Annotated in this window: 16 protein-coding genes; 9 read left to right on the top strand and 7 right to left on the bottom strand. The window is 41.6% G+C overall.

What is annotated here, in order from left to right:
* Positions 1-250 precede the first annotated feature (250 nt).
* The 3 genes from V7L05_RS12320 to V7L05_RS12330 all read left to right on the top strand — a co-directional run bounded on the left by V7L05_RS12320 (position 251) and on the right by V7L05_RS12330 (position 3,240).
* The gene (locus V7L05_RS12320) at positions 251-970 is read left to right on the top strand and encodes a response regulator transcription factor (RefSeq protein WP_335164431.1); all 720 of its coding nucleotides are present in this window, start codon (positions 251-253) and stop codon (positions 968-970) included.
* Between the two features lie 167 nt (positions 971-1,137).
* Positions 1,138-2,811: a SpoIIE family protein phosphatase gene (locus V7L05_RS12325; protein WP_335164432.1), complete on the top strand. Its 1,674-nt coding sequence runs from the start codon at positions 1,138-1,140 to the stop codon at positions 2,809-2,811.
* 3 nt (positions 2,812-2,814) lie between these two features.
* Positions 2,815-3,240, top strand: a complete 426-nt coding sequence (locus V7L05_RS12330; RefSeq protein WP_335164433.1) for an ATP-binding protein — start codon at positions 2,815-2,817, stop codon at positions 3,238-3,240.
* A gap of 395 nt (positions 3,241-3,635) precedes the next feature.
* Here the strand turns inward: V7L05_RS12330 and V7L05_RS12335 are convergent, their stop codons facing one another.
* A complete protein-coding gene (locus V7L05_RS12335) occupies positions 3,636-4,076 on the bottom strand; it encodes a ketosteroid isomerase family protein (protein ID WP_335164434.1) in 441 nt (146 codons plus the stop codon).
* Between the two features lie 470 nt (positions 4,077-4,546).
* On the opposite strand from V7L05_RS12335, the gene queG reads away from it, so the two are divergent.
* Positions 4,547-5,521, top strand: coding sequence for a tRNA epoxyqueuosine(34) reductase QueG (gene queG / locus V7L05_RS12340; RefSeq protein ID WP_335164435.1), 975 nt, complete (start codon positions 4,547-4,549; stop codon positions 5,519-5,521).
* Positions 5,496-6,131, top strand: coding sequence for an HAD-IA family hydrolase (locus V7L05_RS12345; RefSeq protein WP_335164436.1), 636 nt, complete (start codon positions 5,496-5,498; stop codon positions 6,129-6,131). The genes queG and V7L05_RS12345 overlap by 26 nt, the downstream gene beginning before the upstream one ends.
* Positions 6,132-6,615: 484 nt before the next feature.
* Here V7L05_RS12345 and V7L05_RS12350 read toward each other — a convergent pair whose 3' ends face one another.
* On the bottom strand, positions 6,616-6,993 hold the full coding sequence (locus V7L05_RS12350; protein WP_335164437.1) for a hypothetical protein: 378 nt from the start codon (positions 6,991-6,993) through the stop codon (positions 6,616-6,618).
* 218 nt (positions 6,994-7,211) lie between these two features.
* On the opposite strand from V7L05_RS12350, the gene V7L05_RS12355 reads away from it, so the two are divergent.
* Entirely contained in the window at positions 7,212-7,742 is a 531-nt protein-coding gene (locus V7L05_RS12355; RefSeq protein ID WP_335164438.1) for an orange carotenoid protein N-terminal domain-containing protein, read from the top strand.
* 124 nt (positions 7,743-7,866) lie between these two features.
* On the opposite strand, the gene V7L05_RS12360 is transcribed toward V7L05_RS12355, so the two are convergent.
* The 4 genes from V7L05_RS12360 to V7L05_RS12375 all read right to left on the bottom strand — a co-directional run bounded on the left by V7L05_RS12360 (position 7,867) and on the right by V7L05_RS12375 (position 14,378).
* On the bottom strand, positions 7,867-8,628 hold the full coding sequence (locus V7L05_RS12360) for an ABC transporter ATP-binding protein (RefSeq protein WP_335164439.1): 762 nt from the start codon (positions 8,626-8,628) through the stop codon (positions 7,867-7,869).
* Between the two features lie 27 nt (positions 8,629-8,655).
* A complete protein-coding gene (locus V7L05_RS12365; protein WP_335164440.1) occupies positions 8,656-10,074 on the bottom strand; it encodes a hypothetical protein in 1,419 nt (472 codons plus the stop codon).
* Positions 10,071-10,415: a hypothetical protein gene (locus V7L05_RS12370; protein ID WP_335164441.1), complete on the bottom strand. Its 345-nt coding sequence runs from the start codon at positions 10,413-10,415 to the stop codon at positions 10,071-10,073. Before V7L05_RS12370 ends, V7L05_RS12365 begins: the two co-directional genes overlap by 4 nt.
* Positions 10,416-10,763: 348 nt before the next feature.
* Positions 10,764-14,378, bottom strand: coding sequence for a CHAT domain-containing protein (locus V7L05_RS12375; RefSeq protein WP_335164442.1), 3,615 nt, complete (start codon positions 14,376-14,378; stop codon positions 10,764-10,766).
* A gap of 569 nt (positions 14,379-14,947) precedes the next feature.
* On the opposite strand from V7L05_RS12375, the gene V7L05_RS12380 reads away from it, so the two are divergent.
* From V7L05_RS12380 to V7L05_RS12390, 3 genes are all read left to right on the top strand, one after another.
* Positions 14,948-15,244 carry a hypothetical protein gene (locus V7L05_RS12380; RefSeq protein WP_335164443.1) on the top strand — a complete coding sequence of 99 codons (297 nt, stop codon included), beginning with the start codon at positions 14,948-14,950 and terminating at the stop codon, positions 15,242-15,244.
* A 139-nt stretch (positions 15,245-15,383) separates the two neighbouring features.
* Positions 15,384-16,238, top strand: coding sequence for an Rpn family recombination-promoting nuclease/putative transposase (locus V7L05_RS12385; RefSeq protein WP_335164444.1), 855 nt, complete (start codon positions 15,384-15,386; stop codon positions 16,236-16,238).
* 39 nt (positions 16,239-16,277) lie between these two features.
* Positions 16,278-16,514, top strand: coding sequence for a DUF4351 domain-containing protein (locus tag V7L05_RS12390; RefSeq protein ID WP_335164445.1), 237 nt, complete (start codon positions 16,278-16,280; stop codon positions 16,512-16,514).
* Positions 16,515-16,659: 145 nt separating this feature from the next.
* On the opposite strand, the gene V7L05_RS12395 is transcribed toward V7L05_RS12390, so the two are convergent.
* Entirely contained in the window at positions 16,660-17,877 is a 1,218-nt protein-coding gene (locus V7L05_RS12395; RefSeq protein WP_335164446.1) for an ABC transporter permease, read from the bottom strand.
* Positions 17,878-17,918: the final 41 nt, after the last annotated feature.

Here is a 17,918-nt window from a genome sequence, read left to right on the forward strand (position 1 = left end):
CCTTGAATGTTAAGTTTATCAAACGCCAGTGAATGCTTACGGGTGTATCCTCTGACGGCAAGGGTAAAATCGTTGTTATTCGGTCGATTTTAGCACAAATTAAGTTAAATCAAGATGATTATTCATTGAATAATTGTGAGCTTATTGACTGCTGTTGATTAACCCCCACTATACTACTTGCGGTTAGTGTGGGAGTATGTCACGAAACTCGACTTTATAGTTAAGGTAGTGTAACGGGCTGAAGTTGGCTATGAGTAAAATTCGTATCGCTCTGATTGAAGATCATGACCTAACTCGTGTGGGTATTCGCACAGCACTACAGCAAAAGGATGAAATTGAAGTTGTAGGTGAAGCTGCTAATGCTGTTGAAGGACTAAAAATGTTAAAAATGCTACAACCAGATATTGCGATTGTAGATATTGGTTTACCAGATAAGGATGGCATTGAGTTGACACGGGAGGTAAAATCTACTACTAATGGGCAGCAGCTAGTCACAAAGGTGTTAATTTTGACGCTGCGGGATAACAAAGAAGCGGTGTTGGCAGCTTTTGCGGCTGGCGCAGACTCTTACTGTATGAAGGATATCAAATTTGATAATTTGCTGGAAGCAGTGCGAGTAACTTACAATGGCAACGCCTGGATCGATCCAGCGATCGCTCGGATTGTATTACAACAAGCGCAACAAAATCCCCAAAAGTCGGAATCGGCTTTTGTCGATATCAAGGCTATTGCCTCTAACCCTGATTCTGTTGAGACTCTGGAAGGAATTCAACCTTACACCCTGACAGAAAGGGAATTAGAAGTGTTACAGTTGATTGTCGAAGGTTGTAGTAATGCACTAATTGCGGAAAGACTTTACATCACTGTTGGGACTGTTAAAACTCACGTTCGCAATATTTTGAATAAGCTATGTGCCGATGACCGTACCCAAGCAGCAGTCCGCGCCTTGCGTTCTGGGTTGGTTGGATAAAGTTAATTTTGATGTAGAGCAATTATTGAGGATGAACAAGAGAAACTTACAACTTTGAGAAAGTTACATTTTCAAAGTGAATGGCTTCTCTAATTTTCTGTTAATTATCAGGTGGGATAAAGATCACACTATCTCACTATTCAAATATGTGAAAACTGAAGTTAAATATGTCTGAGATCGGGTTGGACAAACTTAAGCTCATGGTGGTAGATGATGAGCCGGATAACTTAGATCTACTCTACCGCACTTTTAGGCGAGATTTTCAAGTATATAAAGCCAATCATGCCTTTGCTGCTCTGGAAATCTTGGAGAAATTTGGCGAAATGGCGGTGATTATCTCTGACCAAAGAATGCCAGAAATGAATGGCACTGAATTTTTGAGTCTTACTGTAGAGCGCTTTCCAGATACGATTCGGATTTTGTTAACTGGTTTTACTGATGTCGAAGATTTGGTGGATGCGATTAACTCCGGTCAGGTATTCAAGTACATTACTAAACCCTGGAATCCGGATCGGCTGAGAGCGTTAGTTGAGCAAGCCACTGATACATATCGCCTAGTTAAGAAGCGCACGCAAGAATTGCGTCGCGCCCTACGGCGAGAATCTTTGTTTAATGCTGTAACAACAGCAATTCGGGAATCTTTAGACTATGACAGTATGCTGCAAAAGATTGTCGCAACTATTGGACAAACATTTGAAGCTACCAGTTGCTTACTCAGACCAGTAGAGGACGATCGCCTCACACCAGACCAATTTTTTTACACCGATGCGAAATCCGATGTATCAGATTACTTCTTTGACCCCAGTCCTTTAATTGAAAAGGTGCTAGAAACCCGTCATTATCAACTTGCTGAAGATGTATATAACGGTAATCCCTCTCACCACTTGGTTGTACCACTTAGCTACCAGCAGCATATGTTGGCTGTGCTGGCCCTCAACCAATGGGGACGCGATCGCCCTTGGCAAGACGAAGACATCCAACTAATTGCAGGTGTTGCCGAACAAGCAGCCTTAGCCCTCTCTCAAGCAAAACTCTACCAGCGCCTCCAAGAAAAGCAAGAGCAGATTCACAATGAGTTGGAAGTGGCTCGCCAAATTCAATACAACTTGCTACGCCAAACTTTACCTGACATCAAAGGTGTCAAGGTGCAAGCCTGCTGCTATCCCGCACGAGAAGTAGGAGGCGATTTTTTTGAAGTTTTTGTTCATCCCAAAGGCGACTTGTGGTTAGCAGTGGGTGACGTTTCTGGCAAGGGTGTCCCAGCTGCTTTATTTATGGCTAGTATTATTTCAGTTTTGCGCCGGGAATTATCTCAAGAAACACCCGCCGAGCCAAATGTGGTCATGCAGAACCTCAACCATGCTCTCAGTGAAGACTTGATTAGCAATAATTATTTTATCACCCTTGTGTTAGTCTGTTATACCCCTAGCACTAAGGAACTCGTCTACACTAATGCTGGTCATATCTATCCACTATTATGGTCACGCCAAGGCGCTTTAGCTGACAATCCCAATTACCTCAAAGTCCGCAGCATTCCTTTGGGGATCTTGCCTAAGTGGCAGGCACAGTCTGGTCATTTGGTTCTTGCTGCTGGAGACACATTGTTGCTAGCCAGCGATGGAATTACAGAAGCAATGATATCAAATAATTTTGATTCAGCAGTCAAAACCGAGTCTGACGTTGAGCCAGCTAACCGTTCTATGCTGAATCAAGATGGTCTTTGGCATCTCTTACAACAAGAGGAACAACCGCTTTCTCTTAAGCATTTACTAGCTCGCATCCAGGCAGATAACCCGGTTCAAGAAGATGATCAAACTATACTTTCACTGGAGATTTTGTAAGTCATGAAAAGTGAGCTTCATGTACCAAGTGACTTGAATTTTCTTAATATTGTCGAAAACTGGTTGCTGGGATGTTTGAAAATCCAGTTAGGAGATTCTGTAGATTGGTCACGGCAATCAAGTCGTTTGAGACTGGCTTTGGTAGAAGCCTACTCAAATGCAGTCCGTCATGCTCACAAGGAGAAACCAAGTTTACCGATTTTACTGCGTTTGGAACTCAAAGGCCGGGAGCTTTCCCTAGAAATTTGGGACTACGGCGAAGGCTTTGATATGTCTAGCTACTACGCTCCACACCCTCTGGAAAAACAAGAAGGTGGTTATGGTTGGCTGATTATGAATCGTCTGATGGATAAGGTAGAGTATCAGTTGCAGGTTAATGGTGCCAACTGTCTCAAGTTAGAAGCGACTTTACCCGAATTAGTCCAATAGATAATAGTTCCTATTTTTTAAGTTATGTGATTTATCCGAATTTTAGATGACTAGATTTTGTTTTGGGTATTATTAGAGCTTGCCTAAGTCATTATACTTATTTGCTATTTTTGACGACGTAAACAAATGTGAGTTGGATAAACCTATCCCTTTTTGACTCCTACGGTGTACACACAAGTCTGTCTTAATTAACACAATTTACTGTTTATCGAATAGCCCAAAGAAACCTCACCCTGGTTCTGCTACGCAAAACCTGTCCCTCTCCTTAGTAAGGAGAGGGATGTTCGTCAAGACAGGGTGAGATTTTTGTTTTGGCTAATTCGATGACTGGTGTGTACACCGTAGCTCTGACTCGGAGAGGGAGAGGTCTTTTAATTCGACTAATTAGGGGGACATTATTTACCCCGTCGAACTGACGTTAAAGAAAGTAACTCTTGGGGAGAAGCTAAAAGTTTGATTCTAGTATAGGAAATTTGCCGTTGTTGGTTGAGGATAAATAGCCACAAGACATTTACACTACACCAGGAAGTTTGGGCTTTGCCTGTTACCTGCACTTGGATATCACCGTTTTCTAAACTCTCGGCTATTCCGGTGTTGGGGTAAGCTTTAATGTTTTGGCCTTGTTGTTTTAAGTAGGCTGCGATCGCATCTGTCCCCACAATATCAGATTCAAATGGTGGACGCATCACACCATCTACCGCAAATAAGGCAGCAGTTGCCTCAAATTCTCCTGCATTTAAGGTTTCAAAATAACGCAGTATACTTGGTTCTGTAATTCCTTCAATCTGGAATTCTTCTTTCAACTGCGCTGGGGATATAAATTCAGCAGAGGTCACGTCACTTCACTCCGAATTCAAAATTCAAAATTAACAATCGCTATAAATACATTTAGTTGCTCTGTATCATGAGTCTTTGTCGGTCATCGGATTATCTGTATCATGCTAGCTAAATATTAATTTCAATATAAAATTAGGTAAAAATAAAGCTGCTGTGGAGATAGATTGCTACATATTGGTAAATCTTCCTCACGATGGAAGTTTTACAGCAGAATTCACAAGTAAAACAGCCTTGATGTGTGACTGGAGGCAGCAGTCCCGTCAGCAGCCATTTCCAAGAACGAGAGAACAATGGAAAATCGAGCTTTTTTTCGACTTGTGTGTACACCGTAGGATCGAATCGGGGAGGCAGGTGTATTGGGCTATAAATAAAATTTATATAGATGAAAAGCAACAAATCTTAATTAGAGGTATTGACTACGTAATGTATAATCAGAATGCCTTTAGGTAAGGCAAAATCCCCAAAAAAAATGAATCAGTATTCCGTAACAAGCAGCAGTGTAGTGAAAGAAAAAGCCAAGGAGTTGGGCTTTCACAAAGTTGGAATTGCTGGTGTAGATAGGATAGATGCTACAGAAGCGCAGAGGTTACAAGCATGGATTGAACTGGGTTATCACGCCGATATGGAATGGATGGGTAATCCCAAGCGTCAGGATATCAGCTTAGTGATGCCAGAGGCGCGATCGCTAGTGTGTGTGGTGCTAAATTACTACACACCAGATCAACGTCCCAAAGGCGAGGAATATGCCAAAATTTCCCGTTATGGTTGGGGAAGGGATTATCACAAGGTGATGCATAAAAAACTCAAACAGCTATCTACATGGCTAGAATCACTTGATGAAGGCGTAGTAGCTCGTTATTATGCAGATACTGGCCCAGTGCAAGAAAAAGTGTTAGCACAACAAGCCGGAATTGGTTGGATTGCCAAAAATGGTAATGTGATTACACGAGAATATGGCTCTTGGGTATTTTTGGGAGAAGTGTTGACCAATTTAGAATTAGAGAGCGATCGCCCGCATACAGAACACTGCGGTAGCTGTACTCGTTGTCTTCAAGCTTGTCCTACGGGTGCAATTACTCAGCCTTTTGTCGTGGATGCTAATCGCTGCATTGCTTATCATACCATTGAAAATCGAGCCGAGGAATTACCAGAGACAATTACACATCATTTGCAAGGCTGGGTTGCTGGTTGCGATATTTGCCAAGATGTTTGTCCTTGGAATCAACGTTTTGCCAGCACAACTGATATTGCAGAGTTTCAGCCTTATCCTGGGAATATTGCTCCCCAACTGCTAGAATTAGCCCAAATCTCAGATCAGGAGTGGAATAAACGATTTCCAGCATCTGCCTTGCGGCGGATTAAGCCAGAAATGTTACGACGCAACGCCCTAGCTAATCTTGACGCATCCAGGCGAAAGAATGACCCCGAAAGTAATTATTTTTGATTTTGACGGCACAATTGCTGATACAGTAGATGCCCTTGTAAGTATTGCTAATCGTCTAGCTGTAGACTTTGGTTATAGACACATAAGCCCAGAGCAATTAGCCCTCCTTAAAAACCTAACATCTAGGGAAATTATTAAATACTCAGGAGTTTCTCTATTTAAGATACCTTTTCTAGTTAAAAAAGTTAAAGGAGAATTAAAAAACAAAATCCCAGAATTAAAGCCAATTCCGGGAATTAAAGAAGCATTAATGGAACTCCAAGCTAAAGGATATAATCTGGGCATTATCACTTCTAATTCTAAAGAAAATGTGACGCAATTCCTGACAATCAATGATTTAAATCATCTATTTGATTTTATCTACTCAGGAATTACAATTTTTGGTAAAACAACCATAATCAATAATGTATTGAGGCAAAAGCAACTCCAGCCTGAAGAAGTTATTTATGTGGGAGATGAAACCAGAGATATAGAAGCATCAAAGAAAGCAAATATCCAAGTGATTGCTGTGACTTGGGGCTTTAACTCACCAGAAGCACTAGCCAAGCAAAATCCAGATTATTTAATTCAGCAACCTAGCGAACTACTAGAAGTTATGAATGGTCGTTAATTAATCAATAGTGAAAATCTTAACTATTGACGATTGACCAAAACAGAAGGGTAGGTAATGTCTATCAATGCCGAAAACTTCAATTTTAATACAGCAAATTTCAGATTTGTGAAGTACACAAGCTAAGTCTCAAAGCCAGGGATAAAGCCTGTTTTACTTCTGAATTCTGACTCCTTAATTCTGAATTCTGCTGTATTTGTGACATTCCCCACCCAACAAAATAGCAAGATGTCAGGAAAACTTACCAAACAGAATAAAGGCATCAGTCGCCAGAATTCAGAATTTAATTCTGTGTGATGGTTACTGAGCTTGTCGAAGTACTGACGGACTTCGGCGTGAGCGCTCAGTCGAACGCTGAATAAACGGGTTTAAGACCCCCACTAAATCGTATATTTAGTGGTACAACAACTGAGTGGTGGGTCTAAATCCTCCACTCATTGATTCTGACTCCTGAATTCTGAATTCAGAATAGCTGAATTCTTCTTCAATTTTTCCGTTCACCCTTTTCCAAAGCTTGTTGTACTAGATCATCACTGACATTAGTTACACCCTCAGTCTGAGAATTCCCAATTTCCTTTGCTGACTCTACAAAATCATCAGGATTACCAGTTGACTGCGTTTGAGTTTTTGTCTCTTCTGGTTTAGAGGTTTTATATTTAGGTGCAGTCGCTGCTTGGGCTGCTGCTGAACCTTCACCTTTGCGATCAACTTCACTAACGCTGAATTGCTGTGCAGCTGCATAATCAGCATCAAAATCTACCGTTGGCGCTTTTTCTTCACCACTAGCTATGCTTTCGGCAGCTAATTGTGCATCCTGGGTGGAAGCTTCATTTAAATTGGGCTTCACTTCTTCATTAGGCATAATTAAAACCTTAGGTAAATTTTTTATCACTGGGGCGATTGTAGCAAAGTAATGTGCTGCTTTATTGCTTCCTTAGGAGAGACTTTACCTCTATTAAAAGGTAGATTAAAGCTGCAATTTCCAATTATTTTAATTCTTTCTATCGATAGTAGAATCTGATTACCGAACTCTGGTAACAATTAGTTTGGCCTGTTAAATTACTTTGGAGACAAACAATAATGACTGCAAGTTACGACAAAACTATTTCTCAAGCTCAGAGCAATGAAACTCAAAAATTGGTGGATGCTTTTAATGGCTTAGATACTGATGCCAAACTAGCCTGGTTTTATTATGTTTATGAAAAAATGGGTGATTCGATCACTCCAGCTGCTCCAGCTGCGGCCGAACCAGAGTTAGCACCAATTCTACTTGGGGATTATTTTGAATTATCCGATGAGCAGCAACTAGATATTATGCGGGATATAGTTAACCGCAAAGATACAGAATATTCTCGTGCTTATGGGGCGATAAAAGAAAACAACCAGTTGTTAGTTTGGTATGCTTGGGCAGTAGCTATGGGGGATACGGTGGTTGACTTACCAGCTAGCTATCAGGCAAGTAAGGCGATTAATGATTTGGTTTCCCAAATTGAAGGACTAGATTTTGAGGAGCAAATTTCAGTGTTTCGGACAATATCTGGTGAAATGGGTTACACCGATGTCAAGCCGATCGCAACCCAAGCAGAAACTGGGAAAACGCCGAGTTTGTAATCATATCAAAATCGCATTTATCAGCCCTGGCGACTAGAAGTCGCGGCTACACAAACAAAGTCCGCCTACGCGGACTAAATCCACATCCATTACCTCTGTTTGTCTCAATCGCTAGAAGTCGCGGCTACATAGCAAGCTGATTTAAGTCGGCTGGGGTGAGGTTGGAGTGTACTACTTCACCATCACGGAACCAAACGATGCGCTGGGTTTGACGAGCAACTTCTGGTTCATGAGTTACCATGACAACGGTGATTCCACTGGCATTGAGTTCGCCAAAAATATCTAAGACTTCTTGGGTTGTGTGCGAATCAAGTGCGCCTGTGGGTTCATCGGCTAGGAGTACTACGGGACGATTAACGATCGCACGAGCAATTGCTACTCGTTGTTGTTGTCCACCAGATAGCTGAGTTGGTTTGTTGTTGAGGCGATTTGCTAAACCGACTCGCGTCAGTGCAACTGTGGCGCGATCGCTTCTTTCTTTGGGATTGACATCAGCATACACCATCGGCAGCATCACATTTTCTAATGCTGTTAGTTGGGGCAATAGGTGGAATTGTTGGAAGACAAACCCCAGCTTTTTATTACGGATGTGTGCCAATGAGCGATCGTCCATTTGGGCTACATCAAGGTTATCTAAGTAATAATGTCCAGTGGTGGGGCGATCTAAACAGCCGATAATATTCATGGCTGTGGATTTACCTGAACCTGAAGGCCCCATGATTGCACAATATTCGCCCTGTTCCACAATTAGGTTGACATCATTCAGCGCTCGTACTTCTGTTTCGCCACTACCATAAATCTTGAAAATGTTTTCTAGTCGAATGATTGCTGGTTTCGGTACAGGATTAGCAACTAGAGAATCGGTAATTGAAATAGTTTTTGCCATAAATATTTAGTTATTAGTTATTAGTCATTAATTCTTTCTTCCTTGTCTCCCTTGTCCTTTATTTATCCACCACCAACCCAAGGCGATAAACAACAATGTAGCAACAATACTCAAAAGCAAAGAGGCGTAAAAGGGATGTGGTGGGTTGTTGGGAGATATCGCGGTTAGAGGTTGGTTGATTTTGTCGATGTCTTGGACGATTACGCCGGAGATAATTGCACCGCCACCAAATCCTATACCTAATATTTGTATTGTATGTTCTAGAGAGCGATCGCGCTCGGCTTGTTCTATTTCTACGATGCCGCGAATTGAGTCTATTGCTCTACCTAATAACTCCAAACCATGACGAAAATAACCTAAATCGGCGTTGATTTGTTGTTGGAAGAAAGGGCAATTCTTCTGACTGAAGGTTTCTAAAAAGCTGATATTATCGCCTATTATAGCATGAACTTTCTGTAATCTTTCCTCATAATTATAGGCATTAATGGCGATTGTATTTTGGTAATCTTCTAAGTTTCGCAGCAGGCGGGTATATGTTAGTGCTAGCTGTGGTAAAGCTTTTAACTGGTTTTTTAAGTCAGTTAAATTTGCTGCAACCAGAGATTCTGGCTCGCCTAATTTAGGCATTTTATCAATCTCTGCTTCTATTTTAAGATAAGCTGCATCTAGTTTTTTATAAATTTCTCTACTGTCTTTATAAGCTTTGACAACTTTATTACGAAAGAAAAGTAAATCTAATAATTCTTGATAGCATTGGTTAAATTTAATATCAGCTTGTTCATCTGCAAATAACCAAATCAGCACATGCTGATAGTTAGATATTTGGCTAAATAAACCATATTCAAAAATCGGACTACCAAATAACTCACCTTGGCGATTGAATGGCGGTTTTTTCTGGCTATCTGGAAAAACTGCTGTTAAACATTCTTCGGCTATTTGCTTGACAACTTTTTTATCCTTTGCGCCTGTTAACCAAGCGGTAATCAGCAGAGTTTGTCCGAGAAAAAGAGGATGTTCTTTGAAGGTGAGACAGTTATTTTGATTGAACTGACTTAAAAAAGTAATGTCTACATCTGACGTTGGTTTATCATCTTCTTGTTCGGGACGACGCAAATTCAGCCACAAACTGTAGCTGTCATAAATCCGCAATGGATGAGCAAAACCTTTAATTAGTACATCTTGAGTTTGGTTTAGGGAAACTTTACCTGCAAATGATACTGCATAGTTATTATCAATAACTTCTGCATCTTTGAGCAAATCTACACGGGGGCTATCAGGTTCTTTGTTTACGTCTATACGCTGGCACAGATGCAAGTCTTGATGTAAGGTTGTATGAACTATTTCATCACCAGTTTCCCAGATAAAGTTTTTATTAATCGATGGATCATTTGAGTTTTTGTCAAGTTGAAAGGCAAATAAATGGACGTTAGGCGCATATACTTTCATGGTTGGTTTGGCTGAGGTGCTACTGTCTTTTTATCTTGCAACTTTTGCAGTTCATCTTGCAAAACTCGGTAGCGATTCTCTTGGGTGTTTTCTTGAGATTCTGGCTTAGTTTTACTGATTTTATCAATTTCTCTTTCTTCAATTAATACAGCATCTCTCACATCTTCGTGATTGATATACCAGTTGCGAATTACTTCTGCTAGTTCTTGCGGCGCTTGGGTTTCAAATTCCGCAATAGTTTCTCGCAGTGCAGGTATAGTTGCTATGGCTTCAGTTGAAAACACATAATCTTGATTTCTCACAACTTGGGTAAATGCTTGGATGAGTTTATCGGCTTCCATTGGTTTATTGTGGTGTTGGTTGACTCTTATTTTACCCCACCCTAACCCTCCCCTTATAAAGGGGCTACGGTGTACACACATCTCTATACACTATGCAAAACATCGTAAGATCCCCCTAAATCCCCCGATAAATTGGGGGACTTTGAGAATTTTTTGCCCCCCTTAAAAAGGGGGGTTGGGGGGATCAAAAGGCTATGGGGCAACTTTCCAAGACTTGTGTGTACACCGTAGTTGTAAAGGGGAGGGAACTAAATTTCCTGTTTCCCCTTTTATAAGGGGGGATTAAGGGGGGTAATTCGACTTGTGTATATAACAACCGAGGAGCTTGCTCTGATGTAACTTGTATGATTAGGAAACGCTATAAACGGGTGATATGGCACAAAAAGCTGCCCAGAATTCTGGTCTTTTAAATGGTTGCTGCTCTGGTTTATATTCTTGTAATAAAACATCTATGATTTTTTGCTTTTGCTCTGTTACTATATTGATTTTATTTTGAATCCATTCAATTATTTGTGTTTGCGTTGCTTGGCGTAACCATTGCTGGGCTGTGTTGAGAGCTAGGGCTACATTATATGGATTAGTTTTCAGTATTTCATAAAATTTAATCATTAATAAAGATGTGTGAAAGTCGCTGACTGCCCATAAACTACTAATAATGTTGGCTGCACCAGCACGGATAAAACCACTGGCTAAACCAATATATTCATCGCTATTGCTGCTAATGTCAACTAAGCCTGTTTCACAAGCTGAAAGACAGACTAGACGACAGTTGCGTAAGTTTAATAAAAATATATCTTCTAGGGTGAGGCATTGATTTAAATCAATCGATGTTTCGTTATCAACTCGCAGGTAGCGCGATGATGCAGTATTAGCCAGAATTCTAGCGTCTGCTAACTGTAATCCAGATTTCAGGGGTGAGTTGAAATCGAAATATCCATGACAAGAAAAGTGCAGCCATTGAGCATTTAGAAAATTATCATTGATTGATGATTCTGCTAAAGCTGCTTTGGTGGCTTGGCTATGTTTGAGGACTTGGTGAGGTTGAAAGTCTTTTGCTATTGTTTCGACTTCGATATCCGTAAATATTAAGTCGTTTGTGGGGTTTTGAATAGCAAATAGGTGGCTGAGTTGTAAATTTAACCCCACCCCAACCCTCCCTGCAAGCGAGGAGGGAGCAGGATTTGTAGGTATTTCAGGCGATGAGTCTAATTTTTGCATTTTGAGTTGAGCGAAACGCAAAAGTTGACAACTAGGTGCATAACTTACACCTTCTGGAAATTGATCAATGAGATACTCTGGTGCTGGGGAGTCGCTAGCAGATATGGGTAAGGCATGGAGAGGTAACAGGTGTAGGTAAAGATGGGGAATTAAAATCAGCTTTTGGCAATCACATGGGACTAAGGAAACTATTTGATTGAGGTGGAGAATTTGCGCCAGTTGAGTAAGTTGATCACTAAGCTCATATCGCCATCGTTTTTTATCTTCGCCGTAAAGCTGAAGATATTCATTAGTCCAATTTATCAAGTTTTCTAAGTCTTGTTCATGAGAATGCCAGATTGCTGGTTGATCGTTGTCGCTGGTGATGATGAAAGCCCGAAAACAATCATTAAAAATGTACCACTGGATAATTGCAGTTTTGTTGTCTAGAAGGTTTTGAATTTGTGCAAAGCGGATGCTGCTATCAACTGAAGGGAGATTTGCTTCACCGCCTACTGGTGCTTTAGCTATTTGGGCAAGTTGTTCATTTTTGGCTAGCAGTTCTACTAAATTGCGGGTTTTGCTCTGCTCAATATATTCTATTGCTTCCGTGTCCCTTTTTAATTGCAGGCAAACTTCCACCATGCGTCTATAAAGCTGATTCCATTCTTCTGCTTGTTTATGCTTTGCTTCATCGCCAGAAACAATTTCTCCCCACAATGATTTGACTGTAGCAATGGCAGAGGCAAAGGTATTGTAAGCTAAGTCAAATTGTTCTGTGTCTTGGTAGAGATTGCCGAGATTGAATAAAGTTTCTGCATGGTTTTGGGGAAAGGCGCTGCGGGTTCTAACGGACAGTGCTTGATTATAAGCAGCGATCGCTAATTCTATATTCTCGGCTCGTTCTCCGAATATTCTGTCACCGTAAGCAGTCGCCAGATTATTTTGCGTGGTTGCCCATTGTTCAGGAAAGGCGCTGCGGGTTCTAACTTCGAGTGCAGCAGAATAAGCAGCGATCGCACTTTCAATATTCTCGGCTCGTTCTCCGAATATTCTGTCACCGTAAGCATTCCCCAGATTATTTTGCGTCATTGCCCAATCTTGGGGAAAGGCACTGCGGGTTCTAACTTCGAGTGCAGCAGAAAAAGCAGCGATCGCAAATTCTATATTCTCGACTCGTTCTCCTTTTATTCTGTCACCGTAAGCAGTCGCCAGATTATTTTGCGTGGTTGCCCATTGTTCAGGAAAGGCGCTGCGGGTATATACAGACAGTGCAGCAGAATAAGCAGCGATCGCACTTTCAATATTCTCGGCTCGTTCTCCGAATATTCTGTTACGGTAAGCATTCCCCAGATTATTTTGCGTCATTGCCCAATCTTGGGGAAAGGCACTGCGGGTTCTAACTTCGAGTGCAGCAGAAAAAGCAGCGATCGCAAATTCTATATTCTCGACTCGTTCTCCTTTTATTCTGTCACCGTAAGCAGTCGCCAGATTATTTTGCGTGGTTGCCCATTGTTCAGGAAAGGCGCTGCGGGTATATACAGACAGTGCAGCAGAATAAGCAGCGATCGCACTTTCAATATTCTCGGCTCGTTCTCCGAATATTCTGTTACGGTAAGCATTCCCCAGATTATTTTGCGTCATTGCCCAATCTTGGGGAAAGGCACTGCGGGTTCTAACTTCGAGTGCAGCAGAATAAGCAGCGATCGCTAATTCAATATTCTCGGCTCGTTCTCCGAATATTCTGTCACCGTAAGCATTCCCCAGATTATTTTGCGTCATTGCCCAATCTTGGGGAAAGGCGCTGCGGGTATATACAGACAGTGCAGCAGAATAAGCAGCGATCGCTAATTCAATATTCTCGGCTCGTTCTCCGAATATTCTGTTACCGTAAGCATTCCCCAGATTATTTTGTAATGTTGCCCATTGTTCAGGAAAGGCGCTGCGGGTTAATACTTCCAGTGCAGCAGAATAAGCAGTGATCGCTAATTCTATATTCTCGGCTCGTTCTCCGAATATTCTGTTACGATAAGCCTCTCCCAAATTATTTTGCGTGGTTGCCCAATTTTGGGGAAAGGCGCTGCGGGTATATACAGACAGTGCAGCAGAATAAGCAGCAATCGCTAATTCAATATTCTCGGCTCGTTCTCCAAATATTCTGTTACCGTAAGCAGCCCCCAGATTATTTTGCGTGGTTGCCCAATTTTGGGGAAAGGCGCTGCGGGTGTAAACAGTTAAGGCGATTTCGTAGCAAGCGATGCTAATTTCCATATTGCTGGCTTTGCTACCCAAGGGGAACTGCTGAATCAGATTACTAAAATTAACAATCACTGCGGCGATAGATCTTGCTGTATCTGGTTCCGCTTCTGCTAAGGTATTTGTTGCCCAACGACGCAATAATTCAGCAAAAATATGATTGAGTTTATCGGTATTTGCTGCCAACAATGGGTAAATTACTTGAGCATCGCCGTTGCTTTTTGCCGTTGCTTGCAGTATTTCTAGTAAAAATTGCCCGTAAGTCTCTATATCTTCTTGGGTGATGGGGGAAGTTTTCGGGGTGAGTTGTGTTGCTAGGTTTCTCAACCAGTTTGCTCTATTTTCATCACCCTGCTGTGCAAAATGCTCTGCTACTGCTGCCAACACCTGCAAAAAACCAGTATCAAGCAATTCTGTATTAGCTGCTAATATCCCTGGTTCTTCCCCATTAGGGCAATTTAGCAGACTTTTGATCAGCTGGTAATAAGCTTGTAGGCGCTGTTCGTTCATAGTCAGGTGCAAGTATCATGTAACACCTTCTCTATTATGACTTGTTGGCGATCGGCGCGATGTTCATGAGAAATGTTGTAATGTTTCTCCTTAATGTCGTGATGTTTCTCCTTAATGTCGTGATGTTAATGACCAACGTTGTAATGTTTCTCCTTAATGTTGCAATGTTGATGACCAACGTTGTAATGTTTCTCCTTAATGTTGCAATGTTGATGACTAACGTTGTAATGTTTCTCCTTAATGTTGCAATGTTGATGACCAACGTTGTAATGTTAGCTATGCGTACCGTCTTGTAGAGAAACGTTCCCGCTTTTTAGCGCAACCCAACAAACCCAATTCCCAGTCTTTTTTACACAACTTTCCCCTTTAACTGAGAATTATAGCTTCTCCACCACCCCGCCTAACAGTGCAACTTAGACGAGGTAATTTGTCGTAAACATTTTTTGCATTAGTACTTGACTTGTATAAAATTATACTATAATATCAAAAGTATGAGAAAAGCGATCGCCCTCCGGGAAGAGTCCGCGATCGCCTTTCTTTAACCCCTACTCTAGGAGTCAACTATCATAATGACACAAGTACAAAAGTTCGTAGAAAATCCAAAGTTTGCTCAAGTACAGTTGGAAGAGTATTTGAGTAGTGAAGACTTCAATACACCCACCCTCAAGGAATCTGCTCAAAAGCCATTGTCTCAAAGAGAACCAATAAAACATTTATTGATTGGTTCTCCAAAAGCCGTCACTAGCACAATACGCTTTTTGCAGGTAATTGGTTATGCAAGTGTTGGAGACTGGAGTCAACTACTACCAACCGCTAACCCTGGCGAGGTGATGAGTATTTTAAGCCGTCAGATTTTAGTTTCATAACTTTAAACAAGAACCCCGACTTTTCTAAAAAGTCGGGGTTCTGTTTCGCTGACAGTCTGACGTGATATCAGCACAACTCAAATATGGAAATGGTATATTAGACCACAATATATCAATATAGTCAGACAAGCGATCGCCCTTGGCCTACGATAACACCTGCAAATACCTTGCTGAAAACTACCCTGCTGAGTTTGCTAGCTGGTTACTCTCAATTGAGACGTCAGATATCCAAGTACTCAAAACCGAACTCAACCTCGAACCAATTCGCGCTGATTCGGTGACATTCCTGCAAATCGCCAACCAAATCTTACATTTAGAGTTTCAAACAACACCCAAATCCACAACCCCGCTTGACTTTCGGATGCTGGATTACTACACCAGATTAAAGCGAGAATACTGGTGTGAGATTAAACAGGTGTTAATTTTCCTTCAAGCTACATCTTCGGCGATCGCTTTTCAAACTCAGTATATAGACATAAACACTACACACAGATATCGAGTGATTCGTTTATGGGAAGAAGATCCCACGCCACTACTGGCTAACCCCGCACTCTTACCACTAGCGACATTAGCCAGAACCAACTCACCCCAAAGACTTTTAGAGCAAGTCGCTACTGCTGTCGATATGATTGAGGAAACAGACGAACGACAGAATATATCAGCTTGTGTACAGGTTTTGGCTGGTTTGCGGTTTGACAAAAATGTGATTAAACAGCTTTTTAGAGAAGAAATTATGCAAGAATCAGTGATTTACCAAGACATTCTGCAAAAAGGAGAGCAAAGAGGTTTGCAAAAAGGAGAGGTGGCGGTAATACTGCGTCTTTTGAAGCTTCGGTTTGGTGCAATTGAACCGGAGATAGAACAGCAGATTCGCAAATTATCGATCGCTCAACTTGAGGAGTTAACTGAAGCACTGTTGGGTTTTAACAGCCAAAGTGATTTAGTGAATTATCTAGCAAATATCTCCCCACTTCAACCCAGTTTAGGGGATTAAGGAAGCGATCGCTTTGCCAAACCTACTAAAAAGCAAATTATGCAAGAATCTGTAATTTACCAAGACATTCTGCAAAAAGGAGAAGAACGAGGAAAGAAACAGGAGGCGCTACAACTGATTATGCGTCTTTTGACACATCGGTTTGCTGCAATTGAGCCGGAGATAGAACAGCAGATTCGCACTTTATCGATCGCTCAACTAGAAGAGTTAGCTGAAGCGCTGTTAGATTTCTCCAGTCAAAATGATTTAGTGAATTACTTAGCTCAACCTGATTAGGAAGATTAAGTTTCGCCATTCCCATCACTAAGTACACGTCACTGTAAAAGGGGTTCGGAAATATTGAGACTTGATGTTGGGTTCCACTTCGTTCTAACCAACCTACGAATGATTAAATTCCATACCCTTTTTGTGGTGTTCTGTACTAAGCACTTCTCAAAGCCACAATTGGGTCAAGTTTAGCTGCGCGACGTGCGGGAACAACGCCAAAGAATAAACCAATACCAGCAGAAACACTAACTGCCATAGTAATCGCTACGGGAGAAAGACTCGCTTCTAAAGGAGTCAAGGCTCCCACTAATAGAATGCCACTGATACCAACCGCAGTCCCAACTAAACCACCAGCTGCGGAAACTATCACTGCCTCAATGATGAACTGTAGCAAAATATCTTGCTCAGTTGCCCCGATCGCTTTTCTCAATCCGATTTCTTGGGTGCGTTCGGTGACGGAGACAAGCATAATATTCATGATGCCAATGCCACCGACAAACAGCGATATGGCTGCGATCGCTGCTAACATAATTGTCAATGCACCTGTAATTTGACCGACAGTTTGCAAAGCATCCTTTTGAGAGCGAAGAGTAAAGTCATCTTCACCATTAATTTTGTGCCGTAGACGCAACAAATTAGTAATTTGAAATTCTGCTGCATCGACGCTCTCTGAATCACGAGCGGCAGCGACGAGATAATCTAAGGCGATACCATAGGGAGAATTCTTTCCCACAAGTCGGTTTGCGGAAGTCGTAATCGGTATTAAGGCAGCTTCATCATAATCTGCACCGACGCTGGAACCTTTGGCTGTTAACGTCCCAATCACTTGAAAGCTAGTATTTCCGATTCGCAATTGCTGACCGACAGCGTTACTATTACCGAATAGTTTTTCTGCCAAGTCTGCACCCAGCACAACAACTTGGTTACTTCGCTTAATGTCTACCTCAGAGAAAAACCTGCCTTTAGCAGTTTCAAAATCCCGCACCGATAGGAAACTGGGAGCTGTGCCAATGATGTTGACATCGGTGTTTTTGTTGCGGTATGTAATTACCTGTCTTCTGTTTAATTCGGGAGCAACTCCTACTACAGTTGGTACCTGAGAAGCGATCGCATCAGCATCTTGCAACACCAGAGTTTTTGGCACTTCAAAGGAGATACGCTGAGTTTCTCGATTACCTGGAATTACAAACAGCACATTTGGCCCTAATGACTCCAGCTGTTTATTCACGTACTTTTGGCCACTTTCGCCAATACCAATCATGCCAATAACTGAGGCGTTACCAATAACTATACCCAGCATGGTGAGAGCGCTACGCAGCTTATTTGACAGCAGGGTTTTTCCCGCCATTTGGATACTTTCTAGAAAGTTCATACTAATTCGTAATTCGTAATTCGTAATTCGTAATTAAAATT

The organism is Nostoc sp. (assembly GCF_036917755.1).
In the GTDB taxonomy this organism is placed as follows: domain Bacteria; phylum Cyanobacteriota; class Cyanobacteriia; order Cyanobacteriales; family Nostocaceae; genus Nostoc.

Bases quoted from the DNA above. Each gene is read 5' to 3' on its own strand.
- V7L05_RS12320 (WP_335164431.1), top strand. From the start codon at position 251: ATGAGTAAAATTCGTATCGCTCTGATTGAAGATCATGACCTAACTCGT.
- V7L05_RS12325 (WP_335164432.1), top strand. From the start codon at position 1,138: ATGTCTGAGATCGGGTTGGACAAACTTAAGCTCATGGTGGTAGATGAT.
- V7L05_RS12330 (WP_335164433.1), top strand. From the start codon at position 2,815: ATGAAAAGTGAGCTTCATGTACCAAGTGACTTGAATTTTCTTAATATT.
- queG (WP_335164435.1), top strand. From the start codon at position 4,547: ATGAATCAGTATTCCGTAACAAGCAGCAGTGTAGTGAAAGAAAAAGCC.
- V7L05_RS12345 (WP_335164436.1), top strand. From the start codon at position 5,496: ATGACCCCGAAAGTAATTATTTTTGATTTTGACGGCACAATTGCTGAT.
- V7L05_RS12350 (WP_335164437.1), bottom strand. From the start codon at position 6,993: ATGCCTAATGAAGAAGTGAAGCCCAATTTAAATGAAGCTTCCACCCAG.
- V7L05_RS12355 (WP_335164438.1), top strand. From the start codon at position 7,212: ATGACTGCAAGTTACGACAAAACTATTTCTCAAGCTCAGAGCAATGAA.
- V7L05_RS12360 (WP_335164439.1), bottom strand. From the start codon at position 8,628: ATGGCAAAAACTATTTCAATTACCGATTCTCTAGTTGCTAATCCTGTA.
- V7L05_RS12365 (WP_335164440.1), bottom strand. From the start codon at position 10,074: ATGAAAGTATATGCGCCTAACGTCCATTTATTTGCCTTTCAACTTGAC.
- V7L05_RS12370 (WP_335164441.1), bottom strand. From the start codon at position 10,415: ATGGAAGCCGATAAACTCATCCAAGCATTTACCCAAGTTGTGAGAAAT.
- V7L05_RS12375 (WP_335164442.1), bottom strand. From the start codon at position 14,378: ATGAACGAACAGCGCCTACAAGCTTATTACCAGCTGATCAAAAGTCTG.
- V7L05_RS12380 (WP_335164443.1), top strand. From the start codon at position 14,948: ATGACACAAGTACAAAAGTTCGTAGAAAATCCAAAGTTTGCTCAAGTA.
- V7L05_RS12390 (WP_335164445.1), top strand. From the start codon at position 16,278: ATGCAAGAATCTGTAATTTACCAAGACATTCTGCAAAAAGGAGAAGAA.
- V7L05_RS12395 (WP_335164446.1), bottom strand. From the start codon at position 17,877: ATGAACTTTCTAGAAAGTATCCAAATGGCGGGAAAAACCCTGCTGTCA.